Genomic DNA, 19,955 nt, shown 5'->3' on the forward strand with positions numbered 1-19,955 from the left:
TTGATTTTTTCTGCTTTCGCAACATTCACGCTCGCTATTTCTAGCCACGTTGTAGTTCAATCAGCTTTAGGGATTGCCCGCAGTTAACCCTCACTACTAGCCAATCACTTGACTAGCAGGGCTTACTGATATATTTAATTAACTTTCGTTATAATTGGTTAAATAAATCGTAACAGTTAGTTACCCCTTCTATTTTTCTAAATTTTAACTATTTTGTTTATAAAACACAATATAGATTTTAAGAAAAAAGGTGACATCCTTATGAATATGAACGATTTTCTACATATATCTATCACAACTCACAATATATCAAAGATTCAATAGAAAAGAGAGGTTGTCCAAAAGGACAACCTCTCTTTTCTTACATCAATTAAAATTTAAATTCTTGTCCAACTTCAAAGCTGTCTTCTAATACAAGAATACCTTTTTCTTGTGGAGCGTCTGGAAGCTCTAATTCACGTGCAGAGCAGATCATTCCAGAAGAAGGAACACCGCGAAGCTCAGCTGGTTTAATTAACATACCGCTTGGCATTACAGCGCCGATTTTTGCAACGACAACTTTTTGTCCTGCATCAACGTTTGGTGCACCACATACGATTTGTAATGTTTCTGTACCGATTTCTACTGTACAAATGTTTAGTTTATCAGCATTTGGATGCTTTTCTTTTTCAGCTACATAACCTACAACAAATTTCGGTGAAAGATCTGCTTCTACTTTTTCTTCAAAGCCGTTCTTCGCTAAAATTCCGTTGATTTCCTCAACAAGTTCTTTCGTTAATGTTAGGTTACCTGTTTCTTTTACTTCTAAGTAAGAAGATGCATTAAAGATGTTGAATCCTGCTGTTACATTGCTTTCACGATCGTATACGCGTGCAACATCTCCTTTGCGATCAAAAGTACGGTTCTCTAAAGTAATATCTTGTAAGGCAACAATTAAAGTGTCACCAATTCCTTCAAGGTTGTAAAAAACGTTCACTTCGTTCATCCTTTCTCTTTTCCATCTGTCTTCTTCCGATTCTTCGCTAAAATAAAGATTGGTTCAAAGTGGCCATCTTCATATACGAATGAAAGTGATGTAATCGGAACATGCCCTTCGGCAAAAAATTTCATTGTCATTTGTGCAATAATATCATAACCGATTTCGTTGACGATATCAGCAATAATTAATACATCTTGGTGAGGAACAGCAACTACCATGTCACCAGAAATCTTTTCACGCATCGATTGTAGTAACGATTCGTTTAAAATACGAGTCGCATCATACCCATCATTTGTGTTTAAAAAGTAGAATGTATTACCTGCTACTGTGTCCTGCTTAAATTCATAACCTAATGAGCGAGCATTAAATAATGCCATTTCACGTACTTGTTGTTCTGTAAGCTCTAACTTTTGTAATAGACGCTCATCAATAAGTCGATACGTTTTATTAGAATCTAGCGCATAGTAAATACGTGTTTCCGCCGTATGATCCGTCATAATAAACGGATTTCCTTCTTCTGCTTGTTTCGGGAAAGAAGTAGAACGAATAACAGGTAAAATTTTTGCCCCGCTATTTTCTTCTTTATGCATCGCAATTAGCGCTTCTTGTACGTAATAAGCGACCTCTTCAATTGCTTTTTCTTTGTTCACTTCCCATTTTGCTACAACTCCTGGAAGTGATACGTTAATACCTTTTTTCGAGTCTTTCTGTTCAATACGTAGAACTTCTTTCTCGCTATCATACTGAAAGTCCCATTCTGGGCGAGATAATTTTTTCATTAACTCATCTTTCATCTTTTTACTTGTCATCTTCATCTCTTTTTCCTCCCTTCCAAAAAAATAACCTCCCCCGCGAAGGTAGAGGTTGTTTTACAATTCAATTGGCAAATTGCCTTATTTTAAACCTTCAATAAACTCTTCGATTTGTTCTTGTGTTTTACGATCTTTGTTTACATAGCGACCAGTTTCTTCACCTTTATTGTACGCTACAAAGCTCGGAATGCCAAATACGTCTAATTTCACGCATAAATCAATAAACTCATCACGATCTACATAGTAAAATGAGAAATCACTATATTTCTCTTCTACTTCTGGCATAAATGGATCTACGAAGCGGCAATCTGGGCACCATTCTGCTGAGAACATAAAGACTACATTCTCTTCGTTTTTTAATTGTTGGAATTGCTCCATGCTTTCTAATGATTTCATCTATATTTCCTCCTCTAACGAGTGCATTTTTTCATGTTATAATCTTTCTTTTTATACTACCATACATCACGCACGGTGCAAGGTTTATGCTTGCTTTTCATCATACTTATATTGTCCAACAAGTAACTTAACCACGTGTACAAATAATTCCGTCCGGTCAACATAATCATCTGTAAAAATACCGATAGCACCTTCGTGGCTACGAATGTCTTTTCGCTGTACAAATTCTTCCATCACTTCGCTTAACTCTTTTCCTTCTTCCAGTGGCGTTAAAAAGTCATCTGGTAATTTAATACGAGCGCCTCCTGCAACAAATACTCTACCGTCATTTGTCGCCAAAGCCCCCCAGTTACACATAAATAAACCGTGCGCTGTTTTCATTACGCCGCCTTCTAGACCAATACCAATTTGGGCTTCACCTGCTTTTAATGCCTGCTTCGCTCTATTTACCGCTCCTTGCATTGTCTCTTCATCTGAAAATGGCTGGCTTGCTACTCCTGAAGGAACAGAAAGGGATATAATTTCAACATCTTCCCAAACCTTCTCCACAGCCCCAACCTTCGTCTTATTCCTCGATCCAACTACTACCTTCATCTCAATCACCTCTATATAAATTCATCATTTTGTTCTAATATCCACTTCGGCACGAATTAAGTACCCACCACTGCCACACACCACCAGGGGAATCCCTTCTACCTAAAAAAGAAGGTGGCTTCCCACAACATTACCGGTCTCGAACTCAAAAACAGCCTTCCTCTCTCTTCCTACCCGCGCTCTTAATACATCATTCGAGCACCCATTAAGCACTGACCGCCACCACTCATCGCTGGAGCATCTATCCAATCCAAAAAAAGAAAGGCTCTTCAGCCCTTCTTCTCTACGCGTTATTCTTAATTGTTTCTAACGTTGTTTTGTCCGTCGCTCTTACAAGCTTCGTAATTAGTTCTTTCGCTGCTGCATAATCGTCCACATGTAAAATTGAAGCATGTGTATGAATGTAGCGTGCGCAAACACCAATTACTGCTGATGGGATACCAGAGTTACTTGTATGTACACGGCCCGCGTCTGTACCACCTTGTGAAATAAAGTATTGGTACGGAATGTTATTTGTTTCTGCTGTATCTAAAATGAATTCGCGCATTCCTCTATGTGTTACCATTGTACGGTCGTAAATACGAAGAAGAGCACCTTTTCCTAATTGACCGAACTGTGTTTTGTCACCAGAAGCATCGTTTGCTGGGCTTGCATCAAGCGCATAGAAAATGTCTGGTTGAATCATATTTGCAGCTGTTTGCGCTCCGCGAAGACCTACTTCTTCTTGTACAGTCGCACCAGAGTACAATGTGTTTGGTAATGTCTCATCTTTTAATTCTTTTAGTAATTCGATTGCAAGGCCACATCCGTAACGGTTGTCCCAAGCTTTCGCCATAATTTTCTTTTCGTTTGCCATTGGCGTAAATGGGCAGATTGGCACGATTTGTTGTCCTGGTTTCACACCAATTTCAATCGCCTCTTCATAACTATCTGCACCTATATCAATTAACATATTTTTTATATCCATCGGTTTTGCACGTTGCGCATCACTTAATAAATGAGGTGGAATAGAACCAACAACCCCAACAACAGGGCCGTTCTTTGTCATAACTTGTACGCGCTGCGCTAATAGTACTTGGCTCCACCAGCCGCCTAACGTTTGAAAACGAATCATCCCGTTTTTCGTAATTTGCGTAACCATGAAACCTACTTCATCCATATGACCTGCTACAAGAACACGTGGGCCAGTTTCGTCCCCTTTTTTCAGACCAAATACGCTACCTAAACCGTCTTGTACAATTTCATCAGCATATTTGCTTAATTCTTGCTTCATAAAACGGCGCACATCATGTTCAAAACCTGATGTACCTTGTAATTCTGTTAACGTACGAAATAATTGTAATGTCTCTTTATTCACGAAGTCCCCTTCTTTCAAACCTTAGTAGAATACCTCTTTTATTGTAACGAAATTTTCGAAATGTTTCTAGTTTCTTCTTTTTTAGCTGTATTTGCTTTATAATTATTATTGGTACACTATTTTTATTTTATAGAATTGAGGTGAATATATGAGCTGGAAAGGTTTAGTAACAGGTCTTGGCGTTGGATTCGCAGCTGGTTATTTCGTTGCAAACAAAGTACAAGAACAATCCCATATTTCTTCAGAAAAAGCATTGAAAATGGTGAAACAAGCATTAAGTCATAAAGGTGAAATTACTGGCTCTTGGGTACATATGGTTCCAGAGACATTTGAAAAATATGATGTCGCATATGAAGTTTATCGCGGCGGTCTTACAACAATGTTAGATGATATGCAAGAACGATTTGAATTTTTAGTTGATGCTAAAACAGGTACTGTTTTAGAGGTTATAGCAGCATAAAAAGGAGGGTTCCCATTAGGTGAACCTCTTATTTTTTGAAAAATCTCAGATAATGATTAAAATTATAGCGGCAATTTTTTAAATATATCGCCTTACCGACAAAAGGCGATAATAGAAAAGGAGGCTGCCCCAACAGACTTTTAGGACAGCCTCCCCTTATTACGCTTCTATGCTTGTTGTTCTTTCCACCTTTTCTACAATATGTCCTTCCTCATCCCACTTCACCGCGCGATAATACGCGTCATGATAAAACGTAAACCACGCCTCTTTTTCAGCACCATACTTCATCCACTTTTGCTTATTTTCAATCGATGTCATTGGATAATCATCATATGCCATTACCCATAATACATTTTGATGTGCGTGTGTCGGCAAGAGATCTGCTAAATGAATCATCGTTTCATCCTGACTTTCAAGAATAATAACGGCATGACCATCACTATGACCGCCTGTATGCGCCATTTGTATTTCATCTGTAATTTCTATTTCTTGCTGGAACGTAACAACTTGCTCTACAATTGGCTCCCAATTTTCCTTCCAATATGTATTACGTGATCTAATATTTGGGTTCCTCATTTCATTCCACTCTGTTTCGCTTACATAAACTTTCGCATTTGGAAACATCGGTACAAGGTGACCACCTTCCCATTTTGTTAAACCAGATGCATGATCAAAATGAAGGTGTGTCATTAAGACGCAATGAATGTCTTCCGGCTTTAACCCTAACTTTTCTAAAGATTCATCAACTGATGATTCTTCCGTTATACCTTGATTTCTTTTCATTTTCTCATTTAATTTGCCTTTTCCTATTCCAGAATCAATCAGCATATTTCCGTCTTTCGTTTGCAAAAGTAATGGATCCGTTCGTAAATAAATGTGATTTGTATCGTTATGTTTATATTTCCTTGACCAAAGTACTTTCGGTACAACGCCAAACATTGCCCCTCCATCTAAATGTGTATTTCCACCTTTTAGCCACGTCACTTTTATATCTCCAATTTGTAACTGTTCCATCTTTCATCCCCCTTTCTTTTTATATTAACATAAAATTCTGATTGTTTTAGCCATAAGAAAACCTATGCATTACTGCATAGGCTCTGTACGATATTTTGCTTCAACACGGTAAATACGATGACCTTTACTAGAGAATTTCTCTTCGTATTCTGTCATAATGTTTCCTTCATAATCACTATTATGAAGATCTAGGCTAAGGTAAGTTAATAACATACCATACTCAGCCATACTCATTAGAGAGTATTCAAATAAACCTTGGTTATCAGTTTTGAAGTGAATTTCTCCGCCTTCTACTAACACTTCTTCGTAATTGCGTAAAAACGTTTTATACGTTAAACGACGCTTCGTATGACGATTCTTCGGCCATGGATCTGAGAAGTTTAAATACACACGGTCAATTTCACCTTTTGCAAAGAAAACTGTTAAATCTTCAGCATCTTTATTAATTAACTTTAAGTTCGGTAATTCTTCTTCAATTAATTTATCAAGTGCATCTACAACAACACTTGTAAATTTTTCAATTCCAATATAATTAATATGTGGATTAGCCTTTGCCATATCATACATAAAGCGGCCACGTCCTGTACCTACTTCAATATGAATTGGTTGTTCGTTTCCAAATACTTCTTTCCAGTTGCCTGCGCGCTCCTCTGGGTTTCCAATTACGATATGTGAATACTCATTAATTCGGTCCATTGCATATGGTTTATGTCTTAAACGCATAGATGTCTCCCTCTCTTTACAAAGCTATTTTAAAGGAATAATTCCTTCTCTCTGTTTTAATCAATCTACCAAACAAAAAACCAAGTACGTACGAGCACTCGGTCCGTTTCTTTCAAGTATAAGATGTACCATTTTGATAAAAACTACATACAGCATTAAACATTCCATGACGAAGCAGCTTTTTCTCTTACATTTGATGAGAAAAACAATCGAAAGGATGATCCGTTCATGCCAATTAATCAACAACATCAATTAGAAGTGCTGAAAGATATTTTAGTCAATCACCAAAGTGATTGTTGCGGGACAGTTTCAGAATGCGAGCAATTAGAGCGCCTCATTCAATCGTTACTCGCAAACGATAGTATAAGTAGTGACGCTAAAGCAATGCTAAACGATGTATATTCTTATAGTCAATCGGGTAAATCTTCCTCTAATTTGGACAACCACATTTCCAATAATCAAGAACAACTCACTCAGTGGATTGCTGGAATGGACAATTTTTCTTAAGTATTATTCCGAAGCAAGTAGTTGCTGTAAATATTGATGCCAATATTCAGCTTCTGCTTGCTGTTTTTTTGTTGTATGCCATTGAATAGACAAAATCGTTTGTGCTATCACATACCATCTCATACGCCTAAGCAACGATTCATCCATTTCAATTTCATAATATCCGAGCCACTCACTCCATTCATGGCGCGGAATGTACCAATATAACAACATACCGAGGTCTAGAGCTGGGTCAGCAATAACAGCTCCATCCCAATCAATTAAAAACAACTCATCTTCATCCGATAATAGCCAGTTGTTATGATTTACATCACAATGACATACAACGAATTCATTATATTCAATATCTTTTAATGAACCCGTTAAATATTGAAGGCCTTGCTGAATTGTTTCATCAACCCTTATATCTCCTCTTAAAACAAGTTGCAGTTGTTGTAATAACTCTTGTGCGTGAAGCGGTTGCTTCCCAAGTCTTTGAATCATCTGCACAAGTGCTTTAGAGGAGTGTATTTTCTTCAAAAGTTTCGCAACACGTTCTAGTTTCATATCCTCTGGCTCAAGCTTCTGTCCCGGAAGCCATTTTTGAGCAGAAATTACATCACCGTTCGTTACCCTTCTTGTCCAAAGTAATTTTGGAACAATTCCTTCTGCTGACAATACCGCTAAAAAGGGCGATGTATTCCGCTTTAAAAATAACTTCTGTTGTCCGTTTTGCGCAACATATGCATCGCCCGTTACTCCACCAGCCGGTACAAGACTCCACTCTTTTCCTAATAATTGTTCCAACCATTCCATATTCATTACCCGTTAACAAATCCTTATCTTTTTTAGTTATGAAAAGAAAACCGCAACATCTCTACACATGTTGTGGATTCATATATATTACTGTAAATGAAAAGAAAACTTGGCATAAGCCAAAAACTCTCTATTTTATTTTACAAAACCACTCATAGAATGACAACTTCTCAAAATCGTCACCTTTGTCAATTCTACATTTATTACATTCTCATCGTCAAGTAGCGATTTGTCACATTATCGTCAATATATACGTGCTAATTGGAGCCAGCTGAAGTTCCTTTCCTCTAAATGAAGAAATTGGCTCTATTTTCGCTTGCTTTTCATTTACTAACACATGCCATGTTCCTTCTTTTGGAAGCTGCACCGTTTTAGCCTCCAAACCACTATTAAATAAAACGACAATCTCTTTCCACCGTCCAAATGATTCTACATTTTGTAAATGATATGCGAGCACTTCTGTAGATGTTTGCAAAAAAGTCATATGCTTTTTTATAAGGTCTGCGTTTTGTAATCGGAATGCCCCATGCTCTTTACGAATCGCAATGAGTCCTTTTATATAGTTAACTGTCCCCATCTCTTTCTCTTTTTGATCCCAGTCTAATCGATTAATTTCATCATTGGCATTATAACTATTTTCATTTCCTCTCTTCGTACGATAAAACTCTTGCCCCGCATGTAAGAAAGGAATACCTTGTGAAAGAATCACCATTGCGCTCGCTAGAAGGTGACGTTTTTTCAAAACCTCTTCCGGTTCTTCATTGCTACGCACTAGTTTATCCCACATCGTCATATTGTCATGACATTCTACATAGTTAATACTTTGCATTGGCTCTAGAAATAGCCCGGTTTCTTTCATACTTAACAGACTACCTGATACTATATACTGCAAGTGATGACAGTCTACATGCCCACCAAATGCAAAGCCACGTCTATTTAAATTAAATGTACTACCTTTTATTCCATCACGAAATTGATCATTAAACTGCGCGATCCGCGGCATTTTTCTTGCATTATTTAACGTCGCTTTTTCCGCCAGAGGAAGTGGTGTTTGTAAATCCCATCCTTCTCCTAATAACAATGCATCACTCTTTATGTTTCGCACTTCTTTTTCTATTTTGTTCATCGTCTCAACATCTAAAATTCCCATTAAGTCGAATCGGAAGCCATCAACATTGTACTCAGTAAGCCAATATAAAATGGACTCCACGATGAATTTCCTCATCATTTTTCGCTCAGACGCTATATCATTTCCAACTCCCGTCCCATTAGAAGGCATACCATCTTCCCCATGACGAAAATAATAACCTGGAACAAGCTTTTCAAATGATGATAGCTCTCTTTCATAAACGTGATTATATACAACATCTATAATCACCCTAATGCCGCCCGCATGAAAGGTTTCAATCAGTTGTTTACACTCTACAATCCTGTTATACGGATTCGAAGGGTTTGTAGCATAAAATCCCGTTGGTGCATTGTAATATAATGGATTGTAACCCCAATTGTATGCAGCAGAAGGATTCACCTCATCTATACCACCGAAGCAATATAAAGGTAATAATTCAACATGTGTAACACCTAAATCTTTTATGTGAGACAATCCCGTTAACGTCCCATTTCGTCCCGTTGTTCCCTCTTCCATCAGCCCATTATATGTCCCTTTTTTATCCACTCCACTGTTTGGGTGAATAGTAGCATCACGTATATGCAGTTCATACAATATGGCATCTGTCATTGACTGTAATGGTGGTAATTCCTCTCGTTTTGTTACATTCGTCTTGTCTAAATCAATCACAACTCCGTATTTCCCGTTTACAGTTACTGACTTTGCGTATGGATCCACCGCTTCATTCCATATTAAATTAATACAAACGAGGAATGTATATCGAGCTCCATCGTGATCCCCTTGTAACGTATGAGCCCAAACGCCATTCTCTGCTCTATACATTTCATAATCGGTATATTCTTTATCACTTTTATAAATTCTTACTTTTGCAAGCCTTGCAGTTGGAGCCCACACTTTAAACATTGTTGCTTCTTTTTGATACGTAGCACCTAAATCTGTACCTTCGTAATAATACTTTTCATCGAAAATTGCTGTTCGAATCACAGCACCTATTTGTAAATCCGTTTCTTCGTTCCGTTCATCTCGTACTGTATAATACTTCCCCACATCTAGCGGCTCTGCTATAAAGCACTCATACTTCGTTGCATCTGGAAGCGCAATAGTATGAGCAATCGGTAAATCTTTCACATTGTTTCCTTCTTGCAAACGAAATGTCCGACTTGTTCCATAGGCATGTGGGAGCAAAATTGTAATTTTATTCATTTCATCTAAATAGGCATCAAATGGACGTTTTACCTTCAACATAAAAAAATCACCATCATTCTCAAAATTAAAATGAAACGAGCTGCAAACGATAAGGCTTTTCTTATCAGCAAGACTCTACACAGTAACACCTTATTCTCTATAGTATATTCACCTGTATAAAAAACGTTTTCATACATTCTATTTTTGTAATTTTATTTCAGCAATCGATTTATACTTCGGCGTTTCCTTCACGTGAGATTCGTATAAAGTAATCGCGTCTGCTTGAAATGATATTTCAGGCACTTCTTTTATATTTTCTAAATAAAACGCTCCTTCTCCTACCCATTTACGGGCAACAGTAATATGCGGATGATATGGACGTGTTTCTAGAGAAAATCCATTTTCTTCACAAATAGCATGCACTCGTTTTTGCAACTGAAATAAATCGTGGGTCTCACTTACCTTCGCCCAAAAAATACGAGGTCTATCTTCCCTGCCAAACGTTGAAAATCCTTGTAACGTGAAAGAAAGTTCCTTTTTTTCTTTAAGTGTTTGTAAACCATTCTTTATTCCTTCTAATTGTTCCTGCGTCGCACTTCCTAAAAAAGAAAGGGTAATATGATAGTCTTCCTTATGTACCCACGAGCGAAATGGTAATTCCTCCTTCATTTCCTCTTTATAGTTAGATAGCACTTCTTTTATATGATTTGGTAAAGTGATTGCGACAAAATAATGCATATCCATGTACATCGTCTCCTTCCTTTTATTGTTGCTTTTCTTTCTTATCTCATTCAGGTAAAAAGAAGCCGCCCTCTAAAGTAGAGAGCGGTCATTATTTACATATCCATTACTTCGCTAATTCATGAATTGCTTGAGCGTAAATTGCTGTTGCTTTTAATAAATCTTCAATTTCAATGTACTCATCTTTTTGATGCGCAAGTTCTTCTTTTCCTGGGAATAGCGGGCCAAATGCAACACCAGCTTTCAATGAACGAGCGTAAGTACCTCCGCCGATTGCTAATAGCTCTGCTTTTTCCCCTGTTTGTTCTTCATATACACGTTGCAGCGTACGAATTAATACGTGGTCTTTATCAACGTGATGCGGGCGAGAGTTAGAATAATCCGCTACTTCAAATCCATAAGTGCCAACATATTCTTTTAACTTCGCAATTGTTTCTTCAAAGTTAGTCGTAACTGGGTAGCGTACATTTAATCCTAAATTACCACCGTTTTCTTTCGTATAAGAAAGGCGACCGACATTCACTGTTAACGGACCACTAACTTCGTCTTTATAAGCAATATTAGCTTTTGCACCGAAAATATCACCAGTAAATGTTTCTGTTGCAAATTTCGCAAATGAATTTGCTTTTCCATCAAGAGAAACTGTAGTTAAGAAGTTTGCTAATAATAAACCTGCATTCTCTCCTTTTTCAGGAGTAGATCCGTGCGCTGAAATTCCCTTTATTTGCAGCGTCACTGTATTTCCTTCTATAGTTGATTTCCCTATTTTTTTAGCAGTTTGTAAATACTCTTCATACGCTACTGTAAGTGTATTTACATCTTCACCTGTAATAATCGCTTCTGCAAAATCGGGCACCATATTTAAACGACGACCTGACTCAAATGAAATAAGTTCATATGCACCGTTTGTCTCTTCGCTACCATTTTGCACAACTTGTATATCAGAAATTCCTTTTTCAGCATTAATAATTGGAAAATCTGCATCTGGCGCAAAACCAATTGTTGGCATTTCTTCGTTTTTAAAGTAGTGATCTACACATTTCCAATTGCTTTCCTCATCTGTTCCTAAAATCATACGAACGCGTTTCGAAAGAGGTAACCCTAATTCTTTTACAATTTTCATTGCATAATAAGCTGCCATTGTTGGTCCTTTATCATCAATCGCACCGCGTGCAAAAATCTTTCCGTCGCGAATATCTGCACTATACGCAGGAGTCGTCCAGCCGTCTCCTTCTGGTACAACGTCAACGTGACAAAGAATACCTACTAATTCTTCTCCTTGTCCCATTTCAAGATGACCTGCATATCCTTCTAAATTTTTAGAAGCAAAACCTTCTGCTTCTCCTTTATGTAACATGAAAGATAAAGCCTTTTCTACACCTTCACCAAATGGTGCGCCCTCTTTCGCCGATTCTTCTTCCCATACACTTTTAATTTGCAAAAATTGTTGTGTATCACGAATTAAATCATCTTTTCGTTTTGTAACTTCTTCTGTCCAATTAATCGCTGACATCACACATCCATCCTTCACTATATTATCTCTTTTATCATAGCAAACCGAAATCCCTTATGCCATATGCGAAGATTAAATGCTGAACAATTATAATATTTCAGATATTTCTTATTAGTTTTTCTTTTATTTTTTCAAAAAAATTTGCAGGAATTTGGCGTTTTACGTAGAATTTTATGAGTTAGTTGACTGACCAGATATACAATGTCAACTACCAATATTTTTCTATATGAATATTTGTTAAACTTTTGTAAAATTTAAGTAGATTAAAGCATGAATTTTATCATGTAGAGTACAATGGTAGTAACGACCTTCTTTCCTGAATGGGGTCAAAAAAACTAGTAGAGGAGTGGTTTTCTCTTGAAACCTACAACTACTCGTATGCTAACACGCATTAAATCAATTTATATGTACATCAATGAAAACGGAACGGTAACGACGAAAGACCTTGTAGATGAGTTCGGGATCACACCACGAACGATACAACGTGATCTAAATGTGTTGCAGTTTAATGAACTCGTGTATAGCCCTTGCCGCGGTAAGTGGACAACAACAGGAAAGAAAGTGAGAATGACCTCATAACGAAAACTAATTGTATGTAAATAAATACATACCCCTTTCTAACTATTAGAAAGGGGTCTTTTCTGCACCTAAAAAAAACGGCACTACTTTTCAGTATCTACTTGATATGTTTTTAACATTTCTACTTCTTCATCTGATAGCTCTCGGTATTGTCCAAGTTCTAGTTCTTCATCTAATACTAACGGGCCCATCTCTGTTCTCTTTAGGTACACTACTTTTTTCCCTACTGCTTCAAACATGCGCTTCACTTGATGGAATTTTCCTTCTGTAATCACAAGCTCAATTTCAGAAATGTCATCACTTTTTAATATTGTAAGTTCACCTGGTTTCGTTTCATAGCCATCGTCTAAAATAACACCTTTAGCAAACTCTTTTACATCCTCTTCTGTTACTATTCCTGCAACGTGCGCATAATATTTTTTCGGCACATGCTTTTTCGGAGATAATAATTGATGTGATAACTTCCCGTCATTTGTTATCAATAAGAAACCTTCCGTATCGATATCAAGTCGTCCAACTGGGAACGGATCAAAGATCGCATCTTCTAATTCTAATAAATCTATTACTGTTTCATGATTGTCATCTTCCGTTGCTGAAATAACACCTTGTGGTTTATGCAACATTAAATAAACAAACTCTTTATATTCCACAACTTCACCGTGAATCATAACTTCTTGCTCTTCTACATTTACATGACACTTTGCATCTTTCACTGGCGTTCCATCAATTTTCACAACGCCGTCTTTCAATAATTTCTTTACTTCTTTTCTACTTCCATATCCCATATTCGCTAATAATTTATCTAATCTCACGTTTTTCACCTTCTTTGTTTATCATAGAAAAGGGGACGTAATTACGCCCCTTTTGATTTCAACTTTATTTTAAATCTACTACCAAGTTTACGTTGAATTTTATCTAACGCTTCTCCGCCAAATACTCTTTCAAGTACTCCTGTACGAATTGCTAAGAAAATGTAAACAAAACCACCAATACTTGCACAAATTGCAACTGTAATTAAAGCACCCATACGGCTATCAGGCGAAATCACGAAGGCTAGAAGCCATTGTGATAGTTTTACCGCCACGACCATTACAAATGTTAATACTGCAATTTGGAATGTTCTTTTGTATACAACACCGAATGAGTAGTTTGCATGTTTTTTAATTTGGTGATTTGTGTACCAAACAGAAGCCATGAAACCAACTGCTGTTGCAAGAATTGCTCCTATTGTACCGAAATAACGAATAAAGATTACATTACATACAAATTTCAAAATAATACCCATTACAAGCGCAATAATCGCATGCTTCTGTTGATTAATACCTTGCATAATTGCCGCTGTTACTGTAAACAAAGCAAATAACAACGCAACTGGCGCATACCACATTAATACTTGTCCACCTAGTGGATCAGCGTCGTAAAACGCAGTATAAATTGGATATGCAAGTGAAGAAATACCGATAACTGCTGGCAATGTTAAAAACATATTTGCCTGGAATGTTTGTGTAATTTGTAATTTTAAATAACGATATTGTTTTTCCGTAAACGATTTTGTGATCGCTGGCACAAGCGTTAAACTGAACGCTGTTGCCAGCGATACAGGAATCATAATTAATTTATGCGTCCACATTGTGAAAATACCAAGCGCTCGCTCTGCGATATCGCCTTGACCAATCGCCTGCATAATTGAGTTAAATGTCAATGTATCAATTTGTTGATATAAAGGAATTGTTAACCCAATTACAACGTAAGGAATTGCATATGCAAACAATTCTTTAAACAATTGAACGGTACTTACTGTCGATTCTGGTACAGTTTGTTCAATTAAATATTGATCCAAATGTTTTTTACGTTTTAGCCAGTACCAAATGAGTACACCAAGCGCTCCAACTGCTGAAACGAACGCAGCAAATGTCGCTACCCCAACTGCTGTTGCAACTGTACCACCAAGTACTTTAATAACGATAAAACTACCTGTTAATAAAAAGGCGATACGAATAATTTGTTCAATAATTTGCGAAATAGTAGTTGGTCCCATCGATTGGTGACCTTGGAAATAACCACGAATTAAACTCGCTGCCGGTACAACAATAAGCGCAAAACTTACAAGACGAATAATCGTCGTAACTTCTTCTATCTTATTTTGTAAACTTTGTTTACCAAGCATTGCTTCTGCAAACCATGGCGCCGTCAAATACAGTACTAGGAACGAAAGAACCCCTGATACTATCATCATAACCATTCCCGAGCGGAACATTCTCCGGCTCGTTTTATAATCGCCAAGTGCATTATATTTGGAAACGAATTTCGAAACAGCAAGCGGCACTCCTGCCGTTGCAATACTTAAAAAGATCGTATATGGAATGTATCCATATGTATAGAGCGTTCCGCCTTCTGTTCCTACTAATGCATGAAACGGAAAGACGTAAATCATGCCTAAAAACTTCACTAAAAATGTCCCTAGCGTAACAATAAGCGTTCCGCGTAGAAATTTTGAATCGGACATAAAAAAAATCCTCCTACATCTACATAAAGTGAAACTATAATCAGTGGGGGTTTTGTTCATCCCCTACTCGTTATTAGTTGAGCCATTCGAGCATTTACGGGCTGCCAGACTTCCTCTTTACTGCTCATAAATCTTAAGGTTTTAGTCTTATTGCCCACAAATAGCAGGATCGTGCTGAACTCTAACTTTTGTATTGTACCACAATTCTCCTATTAAGCAGTACTCCACTCTATTTTTCTTTTAAGGGAAAACATGCTATTCTTTTAGGCAGGAAATGTAGAAAATGAGGTCGATATATTATGCATTATGATGTTATTGTCATCGGCGGCGGTCCTTCAGGGCTAATGGCTGCAATCGGTGCTGCAGAAGAAGGCGCAAGCGTCTTACTTCTTGATAAAGGAAATAAACTAGGGCGTAAACTTGCGATTTCTGGTGGCGGTCGTTGTAACGTAACGAATCGTCTACCACTTGATGAAATCGTTAAACATATACCAGGAAACGGTCGCTTCTTATACAGTGCTTTTTCTATTTTTAATAATGAAGATATTATTACATTCTTCGAAAAACTCGGTGTTAAATTAAAAGAAGAGGACCACGGGCGCATGTTCCCCGTGTCAAACAAAGCGCAATCTGTTGTAGATGCACTTTTAACAAGATTAAAAGACTTAGGTGTAAAAATACGTACGAATACGCCAGTTGAAACGATTGAATACGAGAACGGTCAAACAAAAGCAGTTATTTTGCAAACAGGCGAAGTGTTAGAAACAAATCACGTCGTTATCGCTGTTGGCGGAAAATCAGTTCCTCAAACTGGTTCTACTGGAGACGGATACGCTTGGGCTGAAAACGCTGGTCATACAATTACAGAGCTTTTCCCAACAGAAGTACCAATCCTTTCAAACGAACCATTTATTCGTGACCGCTCATTACAAGGTCTTGCTTTACGTGATATCAACTTAAGTGTATTAAACCCAAAAGGAAAAGTTGTCATTTCTCATAAAATGGACATGCTCTTCACTCACTTCGGCTTATCAGGGCCTGCTGCTCTTCGTTGTAGCCAGTTCGTAATAAAAACGATGAAGAAATTTAAAACGAATACAGTGCAAATGAGTATCGATGCGTTGCCAGAAGAAAATAGTGAACAACTATTCCAGCGCATGCTGAAACAAATGAAAGAAGATCCGAAAAAAGGAATTAAAAACGTGTTAAAAGGTTATGTTCCTGAACGTTACTTCCTATTCTTATTAGAAAAAAATGAAATTGATGGTAGTGAACAAGCTGGACAAGTTTCTCATGAGAAGATTCGTGCACTTGTAAAAGACTTTAAAGAATTTACTGTGAATGTAAATGGTACGCAGTCAATCGAAAAAGCATTCGTTACTGGCGGCGGTGTATCCGTTAAAGAAATTAATCCGAAAGAAATGTCTTCTAAATTCACGAATGGCCTATATTTCTGCGGAGAAGTTCTTGATATTCACGGTTATACTGGTGGCTATAACATTACATCTGCTCTCGTTACTGGTCGAATTGCCGGAACGACAGCTGGAGAAAACGCAAAAATGCAGTATTAAAGAAGAAACAGGACTTCCCTGTTTCTTTTTTTTATAGGTACATGGAATGCTACAAGATATATCGGCGATTCCTCAAATATATCAACTTACAAAAAAGAGCGACAAATCCCCTTTTCCTAACTTGCCATTGCTTTTTTGTTGCTTTATATACCTTAGTACCTTTATATTTTATATTGTTGAATATTTGAAAAAGGGTAAGGGGAAAACAAATGAGAAAAAAAGTCATGATGTCTTTAATGCTAATGACGTTTCTTTCTGCGGTAGAAGGAACGATTGTTAGTACAGCAATCCCTCGTATAACGAGTGAATTGTCAGGCGTCGAACTTGTTAGTTGGGTATATGCAATTTATATGCTTGCAACAGCGGTTTCGACTCCAATATACGGAAAACTAGCTGATTTATTCGGCCGAAAAAAAGTTCTGCTCATCGGAGCAACCATCTTCTTAATCGGTTCTGCACTTTGCGGAGTCGTTACATCGATGGAACAATTAATCTTCTTCCGCGCTCTTCAAGGTATAGGCGCTGGTGCTGTTATGCCGATTACAATGACGATTATTGGAGACTTATATAGCGAAGCGAAAGACCGCGCGAAAGCACAAGGCTGGATGAGTGCCGTTTGGGGTGTATCTGGTGTTATCGGGCCTTTAGTAGGCGGATTTTTAGTCGATTCTCTTTCTTGGCGCTATATCTTCTTCTTAAACGTTCCATTTGGAATTATCGCTTGCCTAATGTTTGCCACTTCTTATAAGGAATCTGTTAAATCCGCCACTAAGCAACATATCGATTACCTTGGTGCAACAGTCTTCTCATTAAGTACAATTGCTCTACTATACGCATTATTAACAGGTAGCAGTAAGCAAAACTGGGGAGACATTTCAATCATCGGCCTATTAATCTTTGCCGCTGTTTCATTCATTATTTTCTTATACATCGAGAAAAAATCTCCGGAACCATTAATTCCGCTAGCACTTTTCTCTAACCGTACATTATCTACTATAAACATATTAACGCTTATCGCTGGCGCAATGATTATTAGTATTACAGTGTACCTTCCAATTTGGAGCCAAGGTGTATTAGGAAAAAATGCAACAGAAGCCGGACTCATTTTAATGCCGATTCCTGTTATGTGGACATTCGGTGCTATGTTCTCGGGTAACTTAGTTGGCAAATTAAAAACGAAACAAATTATTTTACTTGGAGCTAGCATTTTATCAGTTGCTACATTCTTATTATTTACATTATCAACGGATTCACCATCATTCCTTATTTATGTTGCAGTCGGATTGTTCGGCTTAGGAATGGGGCTTGTAACACCTATTTATATGGTAACAATTCAAGCAGCTGTACCAGCCCATACACGCGGGACAGCAGTAGGTTTAAACACATTTATTAATACATTTAGCCAAACGTTAGGTGCTGCAATTTTCGGCACGGTCTTCAATACGATGATTCATGCACGTGGCATTAAAAATCTTGATCTTGTTTCTTCTGGCGGACACGGCGGATCTACAGCAAATGTAGTAACTGAGTCTCAATCCGCATTAGCTGCAAGTGTACACGTCATTTATATGAGTACTTTCGTATTAGCAGTATTAACTTTAATTATTGCTTGGCTTTTATTAAAGCCGGCTAAACAAACAAGTGAGCAGTAAAAGAGGATGACCGAAATGGTCATCCTCTTTTACTCTTCATTCTCCACAATATGTTTCAGCATGGACAATTTATTATCCCAAAATCGTTCATAATACGAGAGCCACTGCTGTAATTCCTCTAATGGCTCTGGTTGCAGGCGATATATCTTCTCTCTCCCGCTTTTTCTTCCACTTACTAAATTCGCTTCCGAAAGAATATGAAGATGCTTTACAACAGCCGTACGGCTCATCGGAAAATGATCCGTTATTTTGGAAATTGGTAACTCTTTATCACTTAATAACCGTAATACTTCTCGGCGGGTTGGATCAGCAATTGCTTGAAATACATCATATTTCGCTGCTGACGAGGACACTTAGCCTTCGACAACCTTTTTCAGTTTTTCATTTACAATCGCTACCCAGCCACCATTCATTCTATCGCGAATAATAGAGCTCTTCGCATTCGCTTTCGGAAGAATTTCATCAGGATGTTTCCAGCCGCCGTGAATTAACGTAAATTCTGTTTTATTATCTCCTAAGTCTTTCAAATCAAATGAAACAACCCAGCCATCTGTATCCCATGAGAAAGATAAATGGTTTGGCTCATCAATTTCTAACACTTTACATGGTGATGGCCCAAATGGTGATTGCACATGAAACTCATGTCCTACCTCTAATTCGAAATCATTTGGCATAAACCATGACGCGATTCCTTCTGCAGTTGATACTACATTCCATACTTTTTGAATAGGCGCATTAAAAACGATTGTTTGTTTAATATCATTTAATGTATTTTGTTGTTCCATTTTCATTCTCCTTTATTCGGCACAAAAGCAACACCTTTTAGTTTCATTTCCGATAATATAACACCTTTTGGTTACATGTCAAGAAAGGCTCTTTTTGTTGAGAAATTCTCAACATTTTTTCAACAGGACAAACACCCTCTCAGCATTTCCTCATAATATAATCACAAAGGCAATCAAAAATAAAAACTTCTCTCAACATGAAACTCCATCATTCGTATTGAAAGAAGCGCCTTACTTATATCATGCGTAATTCGTCTCTCCTCCTTCCCTCAGAGGCAATACGCGAGATATAAAAAATCAGAAGGAATATGCCCACCATTTGAGTAGGTAGTTATTTCTCTTCTCCTCAACATTTCCTTAGGAGCGAAATGACTACCCACTCACTTTTTTCAACAAAAATAAAAAGGGGATGAACGCGATGTTCTATTGCATTAACTGCTCTGACATTCACCATGAAAAACATCCGAATGATAAAGTATTCAAAAACGGTTTTTATATTGATCCATTTTTAGGTGATCGTTATCACCTCGGTATGTGTAAAGATGCCCAAAATCATGAAACAGAAGAACTACTTTTAACGTCAAAGAAATTAGGCACGACTCAATCTATTATGAACGTTTTACCAACACATGTTGTCCCAACCTAAAGCATAAAAAA

Annotated in this window: 21 protein-coding genes; 6 read left to right on the plus strand and 15 right to left on the minus strand. The window is 37.5% G+C overall.

Annotated features, from left to right (window positions below; translation table 11 throughout):
* Positions 1 to 370: 370 nt before the first annotated feature.
* The 5 genes from ytpR to COI75_RS00405 form a co-directional block, all read right to left on the minus strand.
* The gene (ytpR, locus tag COI75_RS00385; RefSeq protein ID WP_001006768.1) at positions 371 to 985 is read right to left on the minus strand and encodes a YtpR family tRNA-binding protein; all 615 of its coding nucleotides are present in this window, start codon (positions 983 to 985) and stop codon (positions 371 to 373) included.
* On the minus strand, positions 982 to 1,794 hold the full coding sequence (locus COI75_RS00390; RefSeq protein ID WP_000784607.1) for a DUF1444 domain-containing protein: 813 nt from the start codon (positions 1,792 to 1,794) through the stop codon (positions 982 to 984). The genes ytpR and COI75_RS00390 overlap by 4 nt, the downstream gene beginning before the upstream one ends.
* A gap of 78 nt (positions 1,795 to 1,872) precedes the next feature.
* Positions 1,873 to 2,187 (minus strand): thioredoxin family protein, encoded by a 315-nt coding sequence (locus tag COI75_RS00395; protein ID WP_000838193.1) that lies wholly within the window; start codon positions 2,185 to 2,187, stop codon positions 1,873 to 1,875.
* Positions 2,188 to 2,271: 84 nt separating this feature from the next.
* The gene (locus COI75_RS00400; protein ID WP_000869969.1) at positions 2,272 to 2,781 is read right to left on the minus strand and encodes a DUF84 family protein; all 510 of its coding nucleotides are present in this window, start codon (positions 2,779 to 2,781) and stop codon (positions 2,272 to 2,274) included.
* Positions 2,782 to 3,064: 283 nt separating this feature from the next.
* Positions 3,065 to 4,138, minus strand: a complete 1,074-nt coding sequence (locus tag COI75_RS00405; RefSeq protein ID WP_001031522.1) for a M42 family metallopeptidase — start codon at positions 4,136 to 4,138, stop codon at positions 3,065 to 3,067.
* 148 nt (positions 4,139 to 4,286) lie between these two features.
* On the opposite strand from COI75_RS00405, the gene COI75_RS00410 reads away from it, so the two are divergent.
* Complete coding sequence (locus COI75_RS00410) at positions 4,287 to 4,598, plus strand: PepSY domain-containing protein (protein ID WP_000118544.1); 312 nt, start codon at positions 4,287 to 4,289, stop codon at positions 4,596 to 4,598.
* A 159-nt stretch (positions 4,599 to 4,757) separates the two neighbouring features.
* On the opposite strand, the gene COI75_RS00415 is transcribed toward COI75_RS00410, so the two are convergent.
* Both COI75_RS00415 and trmB read right to left on the minus strand, forming a co-directional pair.
* Positions 4,758 to 5,612: a YtnP family quorum-quenching lactonase gene (locus tag COI75_RS00415; protein ID WP_000436836.1), complete on the minus strand. Its 855-nt coding sequence runs from the start codon at positions 5,610 to 5,612 to the stop codon at positions 4,758 to 4,760.
* 69 nt (positions 5,613 to 5,681) lie between these two features.
* Complete coding sequence (gene trmB / locus COI75_RS00420; protein ID WP_001239382.1) at positions 5,682 to 6,335, minus strand: tRNA (guanosine(46)-N7)-methyltransferase TrmB; 654 nt, start codon at positions 6,333 to 6,335, stop codon at positions 5,682 to 5,684.
* A gap of 228 nt (positions 6,336 to 6,563) precedes the next feature.
* Between trmB and COI75_RS00425 the strand changes: the two genes are divergently transcribed.
* On the plus strand, positions 6,564 to 6,842 hold the full coding sequence (locus tag COI75_RS00425; RefSeq protein ID WP_001122236.1) for a YtzH-like family protein: 279 nt from the start codon (positions 6,564 to 6,566) through the stop codon (positions 6,840 to 6,842).
* A gap of 3 nt (positions 6,843 to 6,845) precedes the next feature.
* Here COI75_RS00425 and COI75_RS00430 read toward each other — a convergent pair whose 3' ends face one another.
* The 4 genes from COI75_RS00430 to pepV all read right to left on the minus strand — a co-directional run bounded on the left by COI75_RS00430 (position 6,846) and on the right by pepV (position 12,205).
* Positions 6,846 to 7,643 (minus strand): phosphotransferase family protein, encoded by a 798-nt coding sequence (locus COI75_RS00430; RefSeq protein ID WP_002095222.1) that lies wholly within the window; start codon positions 7,641 to 7,643, stop codon positions 6,846 to 6,848.
* Positions 7,644 to 7,869: 226 nt separating this feature from the next.
* Positions 7,870 to 10,011: a type I pullulanase gene (pulA, locus tag COI75_RS00435; protein ID WP_000921709.1), complete on the minus strand. Its 2,142-nt coding sequence runs from the start codon at positions 10,009 to 10,011 to the stop codon at positions 7,870 to 7,872.
* A gap of 138 nt (positions 10,012 to 10,149) precedes the next feature.
* Complete coding sequence (thpR, locus tag COI75_RS00445; protein WP_000367181.1) at positions 10,150 to 10,695, minus strand: RNA 2',3'-cyclic phosphodiesterase; 546 nt, start codon at positions 10,693 to 10,695, stop codon at positions 10,150 to 10,152.
* 103 nt (positions 10,696 to 10,798) lie between these two features.
* Complete coding sequence (gene pepV, locus COI75_RS00450; RefSeq protein WP_001274285.1) at positions 10,799 to 12,205, minus strand: dipeptidase PepV; 1,407 nt, start codon at positions 12,203 to 12,205, stop codon at positions 10,799 to 10,801.
* 357 nt (positions 12,206 to 12,562) lie between these two features.
* On the opposite strand from pepV, the gene COI75_RS00455 reads away from it, so the two are divergent.
* Positions 12,563 to 12,784: a DeoR family transcriptional regulator gene (locus tag COI75_RS00455; protein WP_000805512.1), complete on the plus strand. Its 222-nt coding sequence runs from the start codon at positions 12,563 to 12,565 to the stop codon at positions 12,782 to 12,784.
* A gap of 83 nt (positions 12,785 to 12,867) precedes the next feature.
* On the opposite strand, the gene COI75_RS00460 is transcribed toward COI75_RS00455, so the two are convergent.
* Together COI75_RS00460 and COI75_RS00465 are read right to left on the minus strand one after the other, a co-directional pair.
* On the minus strand, positions 12,868 to 13,596 hold the full coding sequence (locus COI75_RS00460; RefSeq protein WP_001234937.1) for a pseudouridine synthase: 729 nt from the start codon (positions 13,594 to 13,596) through the stop codon (positions 12,868 to 12,870).
* A 41-nt stretch (positions 13,597 to 13,637) separates the two neighbouring features.
* Positions 13,638 to 15,290: a putative polysaccharide biosynthesis protein gene (locus COI75_RS00465; RefSeq protein ID WP_001284022.1), complete on the minus strand. Its 1,653-nt coding sequence runs from the start codon at positions 15,288 to 15,290 to the stop codon at positions 13,638 to 13,640.
* Between the two features lie 299 nt (positions 15,291 to 15,589).
* On the opposite strand from COI75_RS00465, the gene COI75_RS00470 reads away from it, so the two are divergent.
* Positions 15,590 to 16,861 (plus strand): NAD(P)/FAD-dependent oxidoreductase, encoded by a 1,272-nt coding sequence (locus COI75_RS00470; RefSeq protein WP_000558874.1) that lies wholly within the window; start codon positions 15,590 to 15,592, stop codon positions 16,859 to 16,861.
* 209 nt (positions 16,862 to 17,070) lie between these two features.
* Positions 17,071 to 18,513 (plus strand): MDR family MFS transporter, encoded by a 1,443-nt coding sequence (locus tag COI75_RS00480; protein WP_001228035.1) that lies wholly within the window; start codon positions 17,071 to 17,073, stop codon positions 18,511 to 18,513.
* 29 nt (positions 18,514 to 18,542) lie between these two features.
* Here COI75_RS00480 and COI75_RS00485 read toward each other — a convergent pair whose 3' ends face one another.
* Together COI75_RS00485 and COI75_RS00490 are read right to left on the minus strand one after the other, a co-directional pair.
* Entirely contained in the window at positions 18,543 to 18,866 is a 324-nt protein-coding gene (locus tag COI75_RS00485) for an ArsR/SmtB family transcription factor (RefSeq protein ID WP_000098845.1), read from the minus strand.
* Positions 18,867 to 19,298: an SRPBCC family protein gene (locus tag COI75_RS00490; protein ID WP_000437756.1), complete on the minus strand. Its 432-nt coding sequence runs from the start codon at positions 19,296 to 19,298 to the stop codon at positions 18,867 to 18,869.
* Between the two features lie 418 nt (positions 19,299 to 19,716).
* On the opposite strand from COI75_RS00490, the gene COI75_RS00500 reads away from it, so the two are divergent.
* Positions 19,717 to 19,944, plus strand: coding sequence for a DUF3973 domain-containing protein (locus tag COI75_RS00500; RefSeq protein ID WP_000498980.1), 228 nt, complete (start codon positions 19,717 to 19,719; stop codon positions 19,942 to 19,944).
* Positions 19,945 to 19,955 lie beyond the last annotated feature (11 nt).

The organism is Bacillus cereus (genome assembly GCF_002564555.1).
Classification (GTDB): Bacteria; Bacillota; Bacilli; order Bacillales; family Bacillaceae_G; genus Bacillus_A; species Bacillus_A cereus_K.